The organism is Streptomyces sp. NPDC007205 (assembly GCF_040634095.1).
GTDB lineage: Bacteria > Actinomycetota > Actinomycetes > Streptomycetales > Streptomycetaceae > Streptomyces.
Genome location: NZ_JBEYEW010000028.1, coordinates 57,970 through 70,818, shown reverse-complemented (window position 1 = coordinate 70,818; position 12,849 = coordinate 57,970). Strand labels below are relative to the sequence as shown.

Genomic DNA, 12,849 nt, shown 5'->3' with positions numbered 1-12,849 from the left:
GCCCGCGGTGGCCGGGCAGCACCGCACATCTCGCGGTGTGCAGCCCTTCTGACCTCACTTTTTGCATGATCGGATGGGCGCCGCAGGACAAGGAACGGCGATTTTGTGCCGGACCGGGGCGTCCCCGACCATGGCAGGCGTCCCGGCGATCCCGGGACGTCTGTTCGATGAGAGGTCCACCCCCCATGCACGTCACCGGAACCGTCCCGCCGTCGGCTCCGGCCCCTTCGGAGAGCCACGCGGTTCCCACAGCGGGCACCCCTGGCGACAGCAGCAAGCACGCGCGTCGCTTCGGCCTGCCGGTCGCCACCGCGCTGGTCATGGGCAACATCATCGGCGGCGGCATCTTCCTGCTCCCCGCCTCCATCGCCCCCTACGGCACGGTCAGCCTGGTCGCCTTCGCCGTCCTGACCGCCGGCGCCATCGCACTGGCCCTGGTCTTCGGCCGGCTCGCCGCCCGCGACCCCCGTACCGGCGGCCCGTACGTCTACGCGCGCGAGGCCTTCGGCGACTTCGCGGGCTTCCTCGCCGCCTGGTCCTACTGGATCACCACCTGGGTGTCGAACGCGGCGCTCGCCGTCGCCGCCGTCGGCTACCTGGACGTGCTGATCCCGGTGGGCGACCACCGCTGGACCGCCTGCCTGGCCGCCCTGGCCCTGCAGTGGCTGCCCGCCCTCGCCAACTTCGCCGGCACCCGTTACGTGGGGGCCGTCCAGCTCGTGTCGACGGTGCTGAAGTTCGTACCGCTGCTGCTCGTCGCGGTCGGCGGTCTGTTCTTCTTCGACCCGTCCCGGCTCGGGCCGTTCAACGCCAGTGGCCACAGCGCCGTCGGTGCCGTCTCCGCCTCCGCCGCCCTGCTGCTGTTCTCCTACCTCGGGGTGGAGTCCGCCGCCGTCAGTGCGGGCGAGGTCCGCGACGCCCGCCGCAACGTGGGGCGCGCCACCGTCATCGGCACCGCGGGCGCCGCGCTGGTCTATCTGCTGGGCACGCTGTCCGTCTTCGGCACGGTCGCGCACGACCGGCTGATGACCTCCACGGCCCCCTTCTCGGACGCCGTGAACACGATGTTCAGCGGCAGCTGGGGCGGTACGGCGGTGGCGCTGGCCGCGCTGGTGTCGATGACCGGATGCCTGAACGGCTGGACGCTGCTGAGCGCCCAGACCCCGTACGCCGCGGCCAAGGACGGCTTGTTCCCGGCCGCCTTCGCCCGCCGCCGCCGGGGTGTGCCGACGGTCGGCGTCGCCGTCACGGTCGTCCTCTCCTCCCTGCTGACCGCGTACAACTACCTGTCGGGCTCGGCGAAGGTCTTCGACGTCCTGGTCCTCGTCACCACGTTCACCGCGACCGTGCCCTATCTGCTGGCGACGGCGGCGCAGCTCTTCCACCTGGTATCCGGCAGGTCGGTGGACCGCGCGCGGCTGGTGCGGGACTCGGTGATCACCGCGGTCGCGGCGGCCTTCTCCCTCTGGCTGATGGCCGGCGCCGGCTACGCGGCGGTGTACCAGGGCGCGCTGTTCCTGTTCGCGGGCGTCATCGTCTACGCGGTGCTGGCGGCCCGGCAGCACCGCCGGCCCGCGGAACCGGCCGAAGCGGTGTCCCCCGCCCCGTGATCCGCCGACGGGTACGGGAAGGTGGGCGTGCTCTTCGCGGCCCTGGGCCCCGCTGCGCCCGGCTCACTGCTCAACGCCGTGCGGGGGCCGAGACTCCACGCCCTGCAGCGGTCTTCAGCGGGGGCGGCGCCGCTGTGGCGGGGTCAGTGAGGGACGGGCGTTGAGGGCGGCCACGTCGTTGCCGGCCCGGCTGCGGTACGCCGAGGCGATATCGCCGTAGATCTGGCGGAGGTCGTCGCCACGGGGGCCGGAGCGGGTCAGGACGGACTGCCGGACCTGGCGTTCCGCGCTGTCCATCTCGCGGGCCGCGAGGACGGCTCCCCGGGTGGCGTCGCCTCGCGCCGCCTCGTATCGGCGCAGTGCCTCGGCCAGGTCGCCGGTGGCCAACTCGTAGGCCAGCACGCGGCCGTCGACCACCGCCTGCGAAGCGCCGTTCGCTCCGACGGGGTACATCGGATGGGCCGCGTCCCCCAGCAGCGTCACCCGGAAATCCCCCCACCGGTCGAGCGGATCGCGGTCCACCATGGGGTACTCCAGGATCTGCGGGCTGCGGGCGACCAGCCGGGCGATGTCCAGCCCGTCGACCCGCCAGCCCTGGATGTGCGGGAGGACGTCGGACAGCCGGCCGGGGCGGTTCCAGTCGGCCCCGTCGGCGAGCGGCTGGGGGTCGGCGACCGCCACCTGGCACACCCAGTTGACCAGGGTCCGCCCGTCCTTCTCGCTCGGCCGGGAGATGGGGTAGGCGATGAACCGCACACGTCGGCCGTCGTCGGCGTGGATCATCGATCGCCCGGTCAGGAACGGCCCGTCCTCCACGGCTCCCCGCCACATCACGCTTCCGGACCACCGCAGGGGGTGCTGCTCGGGGTGCAGCCGGGCGCGCACCGCCGAGTGGACCCCGTCCGCGCCGATCAGCAGTTCCCCGCTCAGCTGCTCCTCGCCACCGGTCGCCCGGTCGGTCGCCCGGACCACCACCGTGCCGGCGGCGGAGCGGAAGTCCTCGACACGAACGCCGGTGCGGACCGCGTCGTCGCCCAGCCGTGCCCGGACCGCGCGCAGCAGCACCATCTGCAAGCGGCCCCGGTGCACCGAGTACTGCGGCCAGTGGTAGCCGCGGCCCGTTCCGCATGGTTCCTGGTAGAGCCGCCTCCCCCGCTGGTCCACATAGACCAGTTCAGCGGTGGGAACACCGACCTCGTCCAGTTCCTCGCCCAGGCCGAGCTCGATCAGCTCCCGCACCGCGTGGGGCTGGAGGTTGATGCCCAGGCCCATCGGGCGGATCCGGGCCGCGCTCTCCAGCACGGTGGCGTCGATCCCCGCGGCGTGCAGACTGAGGGCGCAGCTGAGCCCTCCGATTCCCCCGCCGGCGATGAGTACCTTCATGACGTGCGACCTCCACGATGTCCGAGGATCGACGGCGAACGGCGAGTGATCCGTGCCGCCTCTGCCCGGGAGAACCCCGCAGCGATCAGGTGGAGCGAGCACAGCTGCGCCGGGGCCAGCGCATCCAGCGGACACCCGGCTGGGGCGGCCGAGCAGGTCTCCCGCCCCCGGCCTACCGACAACCAGGCGTCGGTGACCGTCTGGTAGAGCATCAGCCGCAGCCCGGTCTCACCCCCGAGTACGCCGGAGCCCCGCTCGTGGGCGAAGACCCGTTCATAGGCGTCGAGGACGAGTTGCTCGGCCCGTTCCCGGTCTCCGCTCAGCCCGCGGGCATAGGCGTACAGGCCGTCGAGGTGATCGATTCCGCATGCTCCGAGATCCGACATGCCCATGACCCCTCCGTCGCACCCGATCGCTGCCTCTCCCGACCTCACTATGCGCGAGGGCGTCACCAGAAGTCCAAGAGCTGACTTGTCTTACTGCTAGCATTTCTGCTTATGGAGCTAAGGCAGCTGAAATATCTCGTCACCGTGGTGGAAGAGGCCAGCTTCACGCACGCGGCGGCCAAACTGCATGTGGCCCAGCCGGGTGTCAGCGCCCAAGTACGGCAGCTGGAGCGGGAGTTGGGCGAAACCCTGCTGGATCGCTCCGGTCGCACCGTCCGCCCGACCGCGGCCGGGGAGGCGATACTCCCCTATGCCCGGGCCGCACTGGCGGCGGTGGACGGCGCGCGCGCCTCCATCGACGAACTCACCGGGCTGGTCCGCGGCCAGGTCCGGGTAGGGGTGCTGCCCTCCATGGCGTCCATCAACCTGCCCGACATGTTGGCGGGTTTCCACCACCAGCACCCGGACGTGGACATCTCGCTCGCCGAGGGCACAGCCGAGCATCTGGCCCAGGAACTCCACGCCGGCCGCCTGGACTTGGCGCTGCTCGGAGCGGGGGTACTGCCGCCGGGCGTGGCGACTCAGGTCGTCGCGGACGAGGCACTCGTCGCCGCGGTGCATCCGTCGGATCCCCTGGCGAAGCGGGGGAGCATCACCGCCGGGGCGCTGCGCGACCGCCCGCTGGTCAGCCTGCCGACCGGCACCGGGCTGCGGGCCTGCGTCGACGAGGCCTGTGCGGCGGCCGGTTTCCAGCCCCATATCGCCTTGGAGGCGGGCGATCCGCACATGGTGACGCGGTTCGCGGCGCGCGGGTTGGGCGTCGCCCTGGTCTCGGAGTCGATGGCCCGGGCGCACGCACCGGAGGTCATCACCGTCACCATCGCCCGTGCTCCACGGGCGCGCATCCTGCTCGCCTGGCGTGCGGACGGGCCGACCGGCCCGGCGGCGCGGGCGCTCATCCGCCACGCCCGCGCCGCCCTTCCGGACCTCTCCCGGCCCCGTCCGAACTCCGAACAGCCCGAACAGCCCGAACAGGACAGCTGAGCCCGTGTCAGGGCCGGAGCCGGCGAACCGTCCAGCCCTGGCCTTCCCGGTCGTAGCCGAGCCGGCGGCGCAGACGGCCCGCGCCGACCGACCAGAACTCGACCGCCGCGGGCCTGAGCAGAGCCGCCGCATGATCACGGTCGAGCCGCGAGGCGCGGGTGAAAACTCCGTGAGTGCGGGCGGAGAGACGCCGTGGCGTGCCGTTGCCTGACGACCACCGCCCCTGACACCGGAGAGTCCGGAGCCCGCCCCCGGTCTGCCCCTCCTGGTCGGTCAGCCGACGCACCCGCACAGGCTCGGCCATCACACCGAACGTCACCTCCGACAGGTTCATCTCCCCGGCGATGCGTTGCCTCGTCTCGGGCGAGAGGCCGTCGCCGCCGAAGAAGACGGCGACCGGATTGGCCGGCAGCGGCCGGCGGGCGAAGGCGTCCACCACCGTGTAGTCGTGCATGCTGGTCCTCGTCCGTCGTCAGGGACGGCTGTCGGCGGCCAGGGCCGGACCCAATCCGTCCAGGGCGATCACCGAGTGAATTCCCTCGACGGTGGCCTCGACCTCGAACCGCGAACGGTGGGTGGGCGGACAGCCGATCAACTCGGCCGCGAGGTTGGGCGGCAGCGACCCGGCGGGGGGCCGCTCGCCCTCCCACACCATCACCGCGCCCCAGCGGTTGTGCTCCTGGTCGGCGATCCAGAACTTCACACGCAGCCCGGGAACCGAGGCCCAAGGCCGCACCCCGCCCTCGCGCAGATGCTCGCGCAGGCTCTCGATGGTCTGGGACGAGCCGTCCAGCTCCCACCAAGCGATGTCCACTCTCATCGATCGAGCACCCCCCGGGCGGCCTGCGCGATGATCCGCGGCCCGTCGATGGTGAGCACGGACTCCGGATGGAACTGCACGGAGGCGAAGCGGGGCCCGCGCAGCGCATGCACCTCTCCGGTGTCCTGGTCGCGGCTGACCTCGACCAGCCCGATGCCCTCCACCTCCAGCTTCTCCTCCGGGGAACGCGCCGCGAAGGTGTTGTAGAAGCCCACCCGCTCGCGGGCGCCGAAGAGGTCGATCTCCCGCTGCACGCCCTGGTTGGGCACCGGGCGGCGGGCCAGCTCCAGCCCCAGGCGCAGGCTGAGCACCTGGTGGCTCAGGCACACCGCGAGAAAGGGCTTCCGGGCCGCCAGCAGTTCCCCCACCGCCGAGCGGAGCCGGCCGATCCGCGGGTCCTCCGTCTCCCGCGGATCTCCCGGCCCGGGGCCCATCACCACCAGATCGGCCTCCCCCAAGTCGTACGGTTCGTCGAACCGGCGAATGGTCACGGCCAGCCCGGCGGCACGGAGCTGATGGCCGATCATGGCCGTGAAGGTGTCCTCCGCGTCGACGACCAGCGCGCTTCGGCCGGCCAGTCCCGGGACACCGGTCCGGTCGGCCCGCCTGACCGAGGCGTCCCGGAGCCAGAAGGAGGCGATGCCGGTGTTGCGCCGGCCCAAGGCCGCCCGCACCTCCGGGTGTTCGCGATAACACGTCCCCTGACCGGTCTCCAGGGCGCCGAGCAGGCCCGCCGCCTTGGCGCGGGTCTCGGCGACCTCGGACTCCGGATCCGAGTGCCGGACCAGCGTGGCCCCGACGTCGATCCGCAGCCGCCCGGCCGGGGAGATGTCGGCGGTGCGGATCAGGATGGCCGAGTCCAGCGCCCGCTCGCCGTTGGCGTCCCGGCCGATCAGCGCCGCCACCCCGCTGTAGTAGCCGCGCCCTCCCGGCTCATAGCGGTGGATCACTCGGCAGGCGCTCTCCAGCGGGGAGCCGGTGACGGTCGGCGCGAACAGGGTCTCGTGCAGGATCTCCCGGGCATCGCGGTCGGTGCGGCCCTCGATGAAGTACTCGGTGTGCGCCAGCCGCGCCATCTCCTTGAGGTAGGGGCCCACCACCCGGCCGCCGTCGTCGCAGATCCGGGCCATCATCTTGAGCTCTTCGTCCACCACCATGTAGAGCTCGTCGGTCTCCTTGCGGTCGGCGAGGAACTCGGTGATCCCGGACAGGGTCGGCCCGGAGGGGGGATAGCGGTAGGTGCCGCTGATCGGGTTCATCACCGCGGTGCCGCCGTGCACGGATATATGGCGTTCGGGGGTCGCCCCCACCAGGGTGCGGTCCTCGGTGTGCACCAGGAAGGTCCAGTAGGCCCCCTGCTCGCGCTCCAGCAGCCGGCGGTAGAACGCCAGCGCGCGCCGAAGCGAGTACCCGTCGATGTCGGCCTCGAAGGACCGCTTGATCACGAAGTTGGCGCCCGCCCCGCTGCCGATCTCCTCGGTGATCACACTGCGGACGGTCTCGGCGTACTTCTCGTCGGAGGTGGTGAACCGGCGGTTCGTCAGCTGTGCCGGGACGTCGGGCAGCCGGCGTACCGCCTCGGCCAGGGGCACCGACTGCTGCTCCGTGACCGTCATCGCGACCAGCGGGGTACCGTCCTCGGGGGCGCTGAAGCCGCGCTCCGCGACCTGCCGGTACGGGATCAGGACCAGGGCCTCGTGCACCGTCCCGCTGCCGGACTGCTCCGGCAGCGGGATCCCGGCCAGCGTACGCGGCTGGGAGACCTCGCCGGCCAGGACGTCCAGCGCGGGCTCCTCGCCGCTCTCCGGGCGGTACAGCAGGGCGAACCGGTCCTCGCTCAGCCCCAGGACCCGGTCGAGCAGGTCCCCGGGCCGCCGTTCCGTCCCGGTCATGCGAACACCTCCCCCGCGGTCGTCACCATTCCGCAGCGCTGAGCGGTGTAGTCGAGGGCCATCCGGTGGTGGGCCTCGCCGAAGTCGCCGAGGCCGTCTGCGACCAGGAACGGCTGGAGGTCGTTGGTGAACGCCTCCACGGCCGACATCAGCACGCCGATATGGGCGTACACCCCGCAGATCACCAGCTGGTCCCGGCCGCTCTCCCGCATCCGCTCCAGCAGCCGGGTACGGAAAAAAGCGCTGTAGCGCCACTTGGTGAACACCCAGTCCCCCGCGGCCGGCGCGACCTCGGCGACCACCTCGCGGTCTTCATCCGCGGTCCGCATCCCCTGACCCCAGAAGTCCTTCAGCAGTCCGCGCTCCCGCTCGGTCATCCGCCCCGGCTGGGCGGTGTAGGCCACCGGTACGCCAAGGTCGGCGCAGCGCTTGCGGACGGTGGCGGCGTTCTGTACCAGCTCGGAGCGCAGGGGCTCCGGCAGTGCCTGGAGGAAGTAGCTCTGCATGTCGTGCAACAGCAGCACCGCCCGGTCCGGACACAGGGTCCATCCGGCGACGTTCTCCGGCAGGCTCCCCGGTGTCGGCAACGGATAGGCGTCGATCGGTGGAATCCCGGCCATGGCTCGCTTCTCCTTCGCTGTCATCGCCACCGCCCCCGCAGGTTCACTCGCCCCAGGCGGCGACCACCCGCGCGGCCTGCTCGGGGGTGAGCCTGGGATCGCAGAAGCTGGTGTAGCGCTCACCGACCGCGTCCAACTCGGCGGCCTCGCCCACGCATTCGGTGACCGCGTGCGGGGTGGTCTCCAGATGCAGTCCGCCGGCCACCCCGCCGGCCTTCGCCACCGCCTGCCGGAAGTGCCGGACCTCCCGCTCGACGGTCTCCACCAGCCTGGTCTTGTGCCCACTGGGCGCGCTGACCGTGTTGCTGTGCATGGGGTCGCAGAGCCAGATCACCGGGTGCCCGGCCGCCCGCACGGCTTCGACCAGCGAGGGCAGCCGGTCGGCGACCGTGTCGGCGCCCATCCGCGCGATCAGTGTGAGTCGGCCGGGCTCCCGCCCGGGGTCCAGCCGCTCGCACAGCTCGACGACCTCCTCCTGTGTCATGCCCGGGCCGACCTTGCAGGCCACCGGGTTGATCACTCCGGAGAGCATGGCGACATGAGCGCCGTCCAGCTGCCGGGTGCGCTCACCGATCCACGGCCAGTGGGTGGAAGCGAGCCAGTGCCTGCCGTCCACCGTCTCGCGCAGCATGGGCAGTTCGTAATCGAGCAGCAGCGCCTCGTGGCTGGTCCAGACCCGGGGTTCGATCTCCGGGTGCGGCGCCGGGGAGCGGCGCCAGCCGAGCTGCTCGACGATGTCACCCGCGGCCATGTAACCGGTGAGTATCCGCAGCGGATCGGGGCGGCGGCTCTCCGGGTCGGCCGCCGGCTCGTTGACCATGTGCCCTCGGTAGACGGGGAGTTCGAGACCGTCGACCTGTTCAGTGGGCTTGGACCTCGGCTTGGCGAACTGTCCGGCGATCCGGCCGACCCGCAGTACGGGCGTGTGGACGGTCATCTTCAAGGTCGCGGCCAGCAGATCGAGCACGGCCGACTTGCGCCACACATGCTCGGTGGTGCACTCCTCGGGGTCCTCGGCGCAGTCCCCGGACTGGATGATGTGGGCCTCACCGTGGGCGACTCGGGCCAGCAGGGTGCGCAGGGCAAGCACATCCTCCGCCCTCACCAGCGGCGGCCGGGCAGCGAGGATGGACCGCACGCGCCGCACCTGGGAGGGATCGGGCCACTGCGGCTGCTGGCCGGCCGCGGCTTCCTGGACCTGTGTAACGACGTTTCCCATCGACTCTCTTCCTGTGCGGATGGACGGGGCTGCCGCGTCAGGTGGGGATGCCCACCCGCCTGATCTCCGGGACGTCGAGGCCCAGAGCGCGGAACTGCCGGCAGAGGTTCATGAACTCGCGCTGCTGCTTGGTGTGTCGGGGATCTCGATGTCGAACCACCGCCAGTCCGGAAAGCACTTCAGCGACCACACGGCATGTTCAGCGAGGCGGTCCCGGCCCCGAATGACGATGGGTTCCCCGCTGTCCGTCGTCCACAGACCACCGCTGCAGCGGACATGGGCATCCTCTCGAGTCGGCCAACCAAGGCAGCGCATTCCCGCGCCGGCGTTTCGCTCATTGGTTGCTCATCGCACGTAATCGGTTGACAGCACGACTGTGTGAGCCGCACCACACGTACCGACGCATAACGGAGGCTTCTGACAGCCAGACGATTTGGCTCTTCGTTTTGCGTATACCCAGGTCACCGGCGCCGCCGACATGGCGCACCAAGGCGGAACGATCAGTTCCGAAAAGATGTTAATTGACTAACACTCAATCGCCGTGTGACGCTCTTCGGGTCGGGACCAGGCGACACCGCACCACATCGGGAGCGGTCCACCCGACCCTCCCGCAGCGTTTCAGAAGAACATACGGGGGACGGACAGAATGGAACGGAAAACTGCCTGCGGCGTCCTGGAACGCCCCATTGATCGCAGTTCAGCCCCGGAATTCCCTGCCCAACAGCATCCGGCCAGACAGCGCCCCCCGGCCGGGAAACAGAAAAGAGCCATCGCTTCGCTCTTCTCCAGCCATTACGCCCGTCTCTTGCGGCTCGCACGATTACTGGGGGCCGAGGAAGAGGCCGAGGACCTGGTGGCCGAAGCGTTCTGCGAACTGCACCGCCGCTGGACCGCGCTCCGCGACGACGAGGCCGCCGTCGGGTATCTGCGGTCCACCGTGAGCAACCTGGCTCGTATGCACATCCGTCGCAAGCAGGTGGCCCGGCGGCGCTCCCACACGCTGACCGCCGTCCCCGAGTTCTGCCGCTCCGCGGAGCAGTCGGTGCTCGCCAGCCACGGCCACCAGGCCGTGGTCCACGCCCTCGGCGAGCTCCCCCACCGGCAGCGCGAGGCGATCGTGCTGCGGTACTGGATGGAGTTCAAGGACACGGAGATAGCGGAGGCCATGGGCATCTCCAGCGGAGCGGTGAAAGTGCACATCTTCCGGGGCATGGCCGGGCTGAAGCGCTCCCTGGCCGACGGAGAGTGGTGAGCACTCATGGAGAACAGGCTCGACAGCCGCCTTGTGCCGACATCACCCTCACCATGACGGGCCGCTTCGGCGCCGGACGCCTCCACCGCCTCCTGCTTCTTCGCGGGAGCCGCGGTCACCGGGCGCACCGTCACCGTGCCCCGGCCGGGACGGGCCGAGCCGAGACGGGACGGTCTGCGGTGGGAGCGGCTTCGTCGAGGTCCTGCGCCGCACCGGGGCCCAGGTCGGCAGACCGCGACCCCCGCCAGGTCGTCGAGCACCTGCTCCGGTGTTTCACCGGGCCGCGAACCGCTCCACCACCCGGGAGAGCAGCAGGCACAACTGTCTCCGTTCCTCCTCCGACAGCCCCGCGAACGCCTCGGCCTCGATCAAGTCGAGCCTCCGCTGCGAATCCTCGGCCAGCCGCAGACCGTCAGGAGTGAGACGCAGCAGCGCCACCCGGCCATGCGAGGGGTGCGGGCGGCGCCGGACCAGATCACGCGCCTCCAACTCACCCAGTGCCTTGCTCAGCGACGGCCTGCTCACCGCCGCCCGCCGGGCCAGTTCGGCACTGGACAGGTCAGGCTCCAGCGCCAGGAAGAGGAGTATCGAATGCTGTGTCAGCGTCAATTTCAGCGGTGTCAGCAAATTTTCGGCCCGATGGCTGGTGGCCAGCCGGAGCTGCCACGCAAGATATCCGATCCGCTGGCGAGGATCCACGATGGTCAAGCCCCCACCCCATTTCTTCTCGGCGCTTCCAATCTTTACCACAGTACCCCCTCGAAGTCAGTCCCGAGTCGATGCGAAATCGAGGCTCCGGCAAGAGCCTTCGCTTCTGGCACGTATACGTTTCAGGTATTTGGCTTCCGCGCAGGCGGCACTGAATCCGAGGCGCCGATTACGGGGTGCCGTGATCAACGCTGAATTAGGCAACCGGATCTACGGCGACGCGCTGTACGTCGACTCGGACCGGCGAACCGGAGGCCTGCCGCAGAAGCAGGCCTTCTAAGCGGCAGAAAAACAAGCTCTTGGACTTCTGGCTATCCCGTGGGCACGGTAGAAGAGCCCACCAGTCGTCTCGGCTACAGAAGTTACAGAAGCCACAGAACACCGGACAGGGATCGATATGGACAGAGAGAACAGCGAGCCAACCCCACGCGGGGCCTGGCTCGCCGTGACAGTGCTCGCCGGGGGTCTGTTCGCGGCGGTGGTGTCGACCACCGTCGTCAGCGTGGCCCTGCCCACCATCGGGCGCGAACTGCACGCCGGCGCGACCCAGTTGGAATGGATCGTGGACGCCTACGTCCTGGTCTACGCGAGCCTGCTGGTGGCCGGCGGCGTCATCGGTGACCGGCGCGGTCGCAAGGGCCTGTTCCTGATCGGCGTGGCGACCTTCGGCCTGGGCGCTCTGGTGACCGGCGTCGCGCCGAACACCGGGGTGCTCCTCGTGGGCCGGGTCGTCCAGGGACTGGGGCCGGCCCTGCTGGTGCCGGGCAGCCTCACCATCATCCGCGCCATCTTCGAGGACCCGAAGAAGCGCGCCTCCGCCATCGGTCTGTGGTCGACCAGTTCCGGCCTCGCCCTGGCGGTCGGCCCGGCGCTCGGCGGGGTCATCGTCAACGGCCTGGGCTGGCGCTGGGTGTTCCTGGTCAACGTGCCCTTCAGTGCCCTGCTGGTGGCCCTGGCGGCCCGCCTCATCCCCCGGGTGGAACGCAACCCGGCGACCAGCCGCTTCGACTGGGCCGGGGCGATCCTCAGCACCCTGTCCATGGCGGCCGTCGCCTTCGGGATCATCGAAGGCCCCGACTGGGGCTGGGCCTCGCCGCGTATCCTCGCCGCCTTCGCCGCAGGCCTCGTCGCCCTCGGCCTCTTCATCGGCTGGGAGCTCCACAGGCCCGAACCACTGGTCGACGTCAGGCTCTTCCTGCGCCCCGCGTTCGCCGTGGCCAACGTCGCCGCCATGATCGTCTTCTTCGCCTTCGTCGGCGCGATCGTGTACTTCAGCGCCTACTTCCAGAACGTCCAGGGCCATTCGCCCGTCGAGGCCGGACTTGACGTCTCGGCGATCGGCGTGGCCTTCGCCCTCGCCGCGCCGCTCTCCGGCCGACTGGTGGGCCGGATCGGCCCGTTCTGGCCGATGTTCGCCGGGCTGGCGGTCAGCGGGGTGGCCACCCTGGGACTGCTGCGGCTGGGTCCGAACACCGGGATCGGCGCGATCTGGTGGGACTTCGCCCTGGTCGGCGGCGGTGTCGGGCTGAGCCTGACGCCGATGACCACCACCGCGGTCGCCTCCGTCGCGGCCTCCCGTGCCGGGATGGCCTCCGCCGTGCACAACGCGCTGCGCCAGCTCGGCCAGGTGCTCGGCGTCGCCGTCCTCGGCGTCCTCGTCTACGCGCAGCTTCCCCACGGCCACGGCGGGGGCCGCCTCGCCCCGGAAGCCGGCCGTCACTTCGTCACCGGTCTCCACCACGCCATCTGGGCCTCCGGTCTGATCCTGCTGGCCGCCGCAGCCATGGTCGCCCTCCTCGCGGCACGCAGCCGCAAGCCCGTGGCCGGCGCTCCGCGGCCCTCCGACGGCCCCGCGCACGCGGCGTCAGCCCGCGCTGACGCTCCAGCAACTCCCGTCGGCGAGCGGTGATTCACG

12 protein-coding genes and 1 pseudogene are annotated in these 12,849 nt (G+C 70.8%); 4 read left to right on the top strand and 9 right to left on the bottom strand.

Features of this window, described 5'->3' with window-relative positions; all coding sequences use genetic code 11:
- Window positions 1-185: 185 nt before the first annotated feature.
- On the top strand, window positions 186-1,610 hold the full coding sequence (locus ABZ624_RS32430) for an amino acid permease (RefSeq protein WP_360097023.1): 1,425 nt from the start codon (window positions 186-188) through the stop codon (window positions 1,608-1,610).
- Between the two features lie 114 nt (window positions 1,611-1,724).
- Here the strand turns inward: ABZ624_RS32430 and ABZ624_RS32425 are convergent, their stop codons facing one another.
- Both ABZ624_RS32425 and ABZ624_RS32420 read right to left on the bottom strand, forming a co-directional pair.
- Entirely contained in the window at window positions 1,725-2,993 is a 1,269-nt protein-coding gene (locus tag ABZ624_RS32425) for an FAD-dependent monooxygenase (protein WP_360097020.1), read from the bottom strand.
- Window positions 2,990-3,379 carry a hypothetical protein gene (locus ABZ624_RS32420; protein WP_360097018.1) on the bottom strand — a complete coding sequence of 130 codons (390 nt, stop codon included), beginning with the start codon at window positions 3,377-3,379 and terminating at the stop codon, window positions 2,990-2,992. The genes ABZ624_RS32425 and ABZ624_RS32420 overlap by 4 nt, the downstream gene beginning before the upstream one ends.
- A gap of 111 nt (window positions 3,380-3,490) precedes the next feature.
- On the opposite strand from ABZ624_RS32420, the gene ABZ624_RS32415 reads away from it, so the two are divergent.
- Complete coding sequence (locus tag ABZ624_RS32415) at window positions 3,491-4,423, top strand: LysR family transcriptional regulator (protein WP_360097015.1); 933 nt, start codon at window positions 3,491-3,493, stop codon at window positions 4,421-4,423.
- Window positions 4,424-4,430: 7 nt separating this feature from the next.
- On the opposite strand, the gene ABZ624_RS32410 is transcribed toward ABZ624_RS32415, so the two are convergent.
- From ABZ624_RS32410 to ABZ624_RS32385, 6 genes and pseudogenes are all read right to left on the bottom strand, one after another.
- On the bottom strand, window positions 4,431-4,877 hold the full coding sequence (locus ABZ624_RS32410; RefSeq protein WP_360097012.1) for a pyridoxine 5'-phosphate oxidase C-terminal domain-containing protein: 447 nt from the start codon (window positions 4,875-4,877) through the stop codon (window positions 4,431-4,433).
- A gap of 18 nt (window positions 4,878-4,895) precedes the next feature.
- Window positions 4,896-5,243, bottom strand: a complete 348-nt coding sequence (locus ABZ624_RS32405; RefSeq protein ID WP_360097009.1) for a hypothetical protein — start codon at window positions 5,241-5,243, stop codon at window positions 4,896-4,898.
- A complete protein-coding gene (locus ABZ624_RS32400; protein WP_360097006.1) occupies window positions 5,240-7,135 on the bottom strand; it encodes an anthranilate synthase family protein in 1,896 nt (631 codons plus the stop codon). The genes ABZ624_RS32405 and ABZ624_RS32400 overlap by 4 nt, the downstream gene beginning before the upstream one ends.
- Window positions 7,132-7,755, bottom strand: a complete 624-nt coding sequence (locus ABZ624_RS32395; protein ID WP_360097003.1) for an isochorismatase family protein — start codon at window positions 7,753-7,755, stop codon at window positions 7,132-7,134. The genes ABZ624_RS32400 and ABZ624_RS32395 overlap by 4 nt, the downstream gene beginning before the upstream one ends.
- Window positions 7,756-7,798: 43 nt before the next feature.
- Entirely contained in the window at window positions 7,799-8,974 is a 1,176-nt protein-coding gene (locus ABZ624_RS32390; protein WP_360097000.1) for a 3-deoxy-7-phosphoheptulonate synthase, read from the bottom strand.
- A 37-nt stretch (window positions 8,975-9,011) separates the two neighbouring features.
- Window positions 9,012-9,289: pseudogene (locus ABZ624_RS32385) on the bottom strand (PhzA/PhzB family protein).
- Window positions 9,290-9,620: 331 nt separating this feature from the next.
- Here ABZ624_RS32385 and ABZ624_RS32380 point away from each other — a divergent pair.
- Window positions 9,621-10,226, top strand: coding sequence for a sigma-70 family RNA polymerase sigma factor (locus tag ABZ624_RS32380; protein WP_360096997.1), 606 nt, complete (start codon window positions 9,621-9,623; stop codon window positions 10,224-10,226).
- A 273-nt stretch (window positions 10,227-10,499) separates the two neighbouring features.
- On the opposite strand, the gene ABZ624_RS32375 is transcribed toward ABZ624_RS32380, so the two are convergent.
- The gene (locus tag ABZ624_RS32375) at window positions 10,500-10,925 is read right to left on the bottom strand and encodes a MarR family transcriptional regulator (RefSeq protein WP_360097095.1); all 426 of its coding nucleotides are present in this window, start codon (window positions 10,923-10,925) and stop codon (window positions 10,500-10,502) included.
- A gap of 406 nt (window positions 10,926-11,331) precedes the next feature.
- Between ABZ624_RS32375 and ABZ624_RS32370 the strand changes: the two genes are divergently transcribed.
- Window positions 11,332-12,843, top strand: coding sequence for an MFS transporter (locus ABZ624_RS32370; RefSeq protein WP_360096994.1), 1,512 nt, complete (start codon window positions 11,332-11,334; stop codon window positions 12,841-12,843).
- The last annotated feature ends 6 nt before the right edge of the window (window positions 12,844-12,849 follow it).

What these genes read in the sequence shown, in the direction of transcription:
- ABZ624_RS32415 (WP_360097015.1), top strand. Translation starts at nt 3,491, where the DNA reads ATGGAGCTAAGGCAGCTGAAATATCTCGTCACCGTGGTGGAAGAGGCC.
- ABZ624_RS32425 (WP_360097020.1), bottom strand. Translation starts at nt 2,993, where the DNA reads ATGAAGGTACTCATCGCCGGCGGGGGAATCGGAGGGCTCAGCTGCGCC.
- ABZ624_RS32430 (WP_360097023.1), top strand. Translation starts at nt 186, where the DNA reads ATGCACGTCACCGGAACCGTCCCGCCGTCGGCTCCGGCCCCTTCGGAG.
- ABZ624_RS32390 (WP_360097000.1), bottom strand. Translation starts at nt 8,974, where the DNA reads ATGGGAAACGTCGTTACACAGGTCCAGGAAGCCGCGGCCGGCCAGCAG.
- ABZ624_RS32410 (WP_360097012.1), bottom strand. Translation starts at nt 4,877, where the DNA reads ATGCACGACTACACGGTGGTGGACGCCTTCGCCCGCCGGCCGCTGCCG.
- ABZ624_RS32420 (WP_360097018.1), bottom strand. Translation starts at nt 3,379, where the DNA reads ATGTCGGATCTCGGAGCATGCGGAATCGATCACCTCGACGGCCTGTAC.
- ABZ624_RS32405 (WP_360097009.1), bottom strand. Translation starts at nt 5,243, where the DNA reads ATGAGAGTGGACATCGCTTGGTGGGAGCTGGACGGCTCGTCCCAGACC.
- ABZ624_RS32380 (WP_360096997.1), top strand. Translation starts at nt 9,621, where the DNA reads ATGGAACGGAAAACTGCCTGCGGCGTCCTGGAACGCCCCATTGATCGC.
- ABZ624_RS32400 (WP_360097006.1), bottom strand. Translation starts at nt 7,135, where the DNA reads ATGACCGGGACGGAACGGCGGCCCGGGGACCTGCTCGACCGGGTCCTG.
- ABZ624_RS32395 (WP_360097003.1), bottom strand. Translation starts at nt 7,755, where the DNA reads ATGGCCGGGATTCCACCGATCGACGCCTATCCGTTGCCGACACCGGGG.
- ABZ624_RS32370 (WP_360096994.1), top strand. Translation starts at nt 11,332, where the DNA reads ATGGACAGAGAGAACAGCGAGCCAACCCCACGCGGGGCCTGGCTCGCC.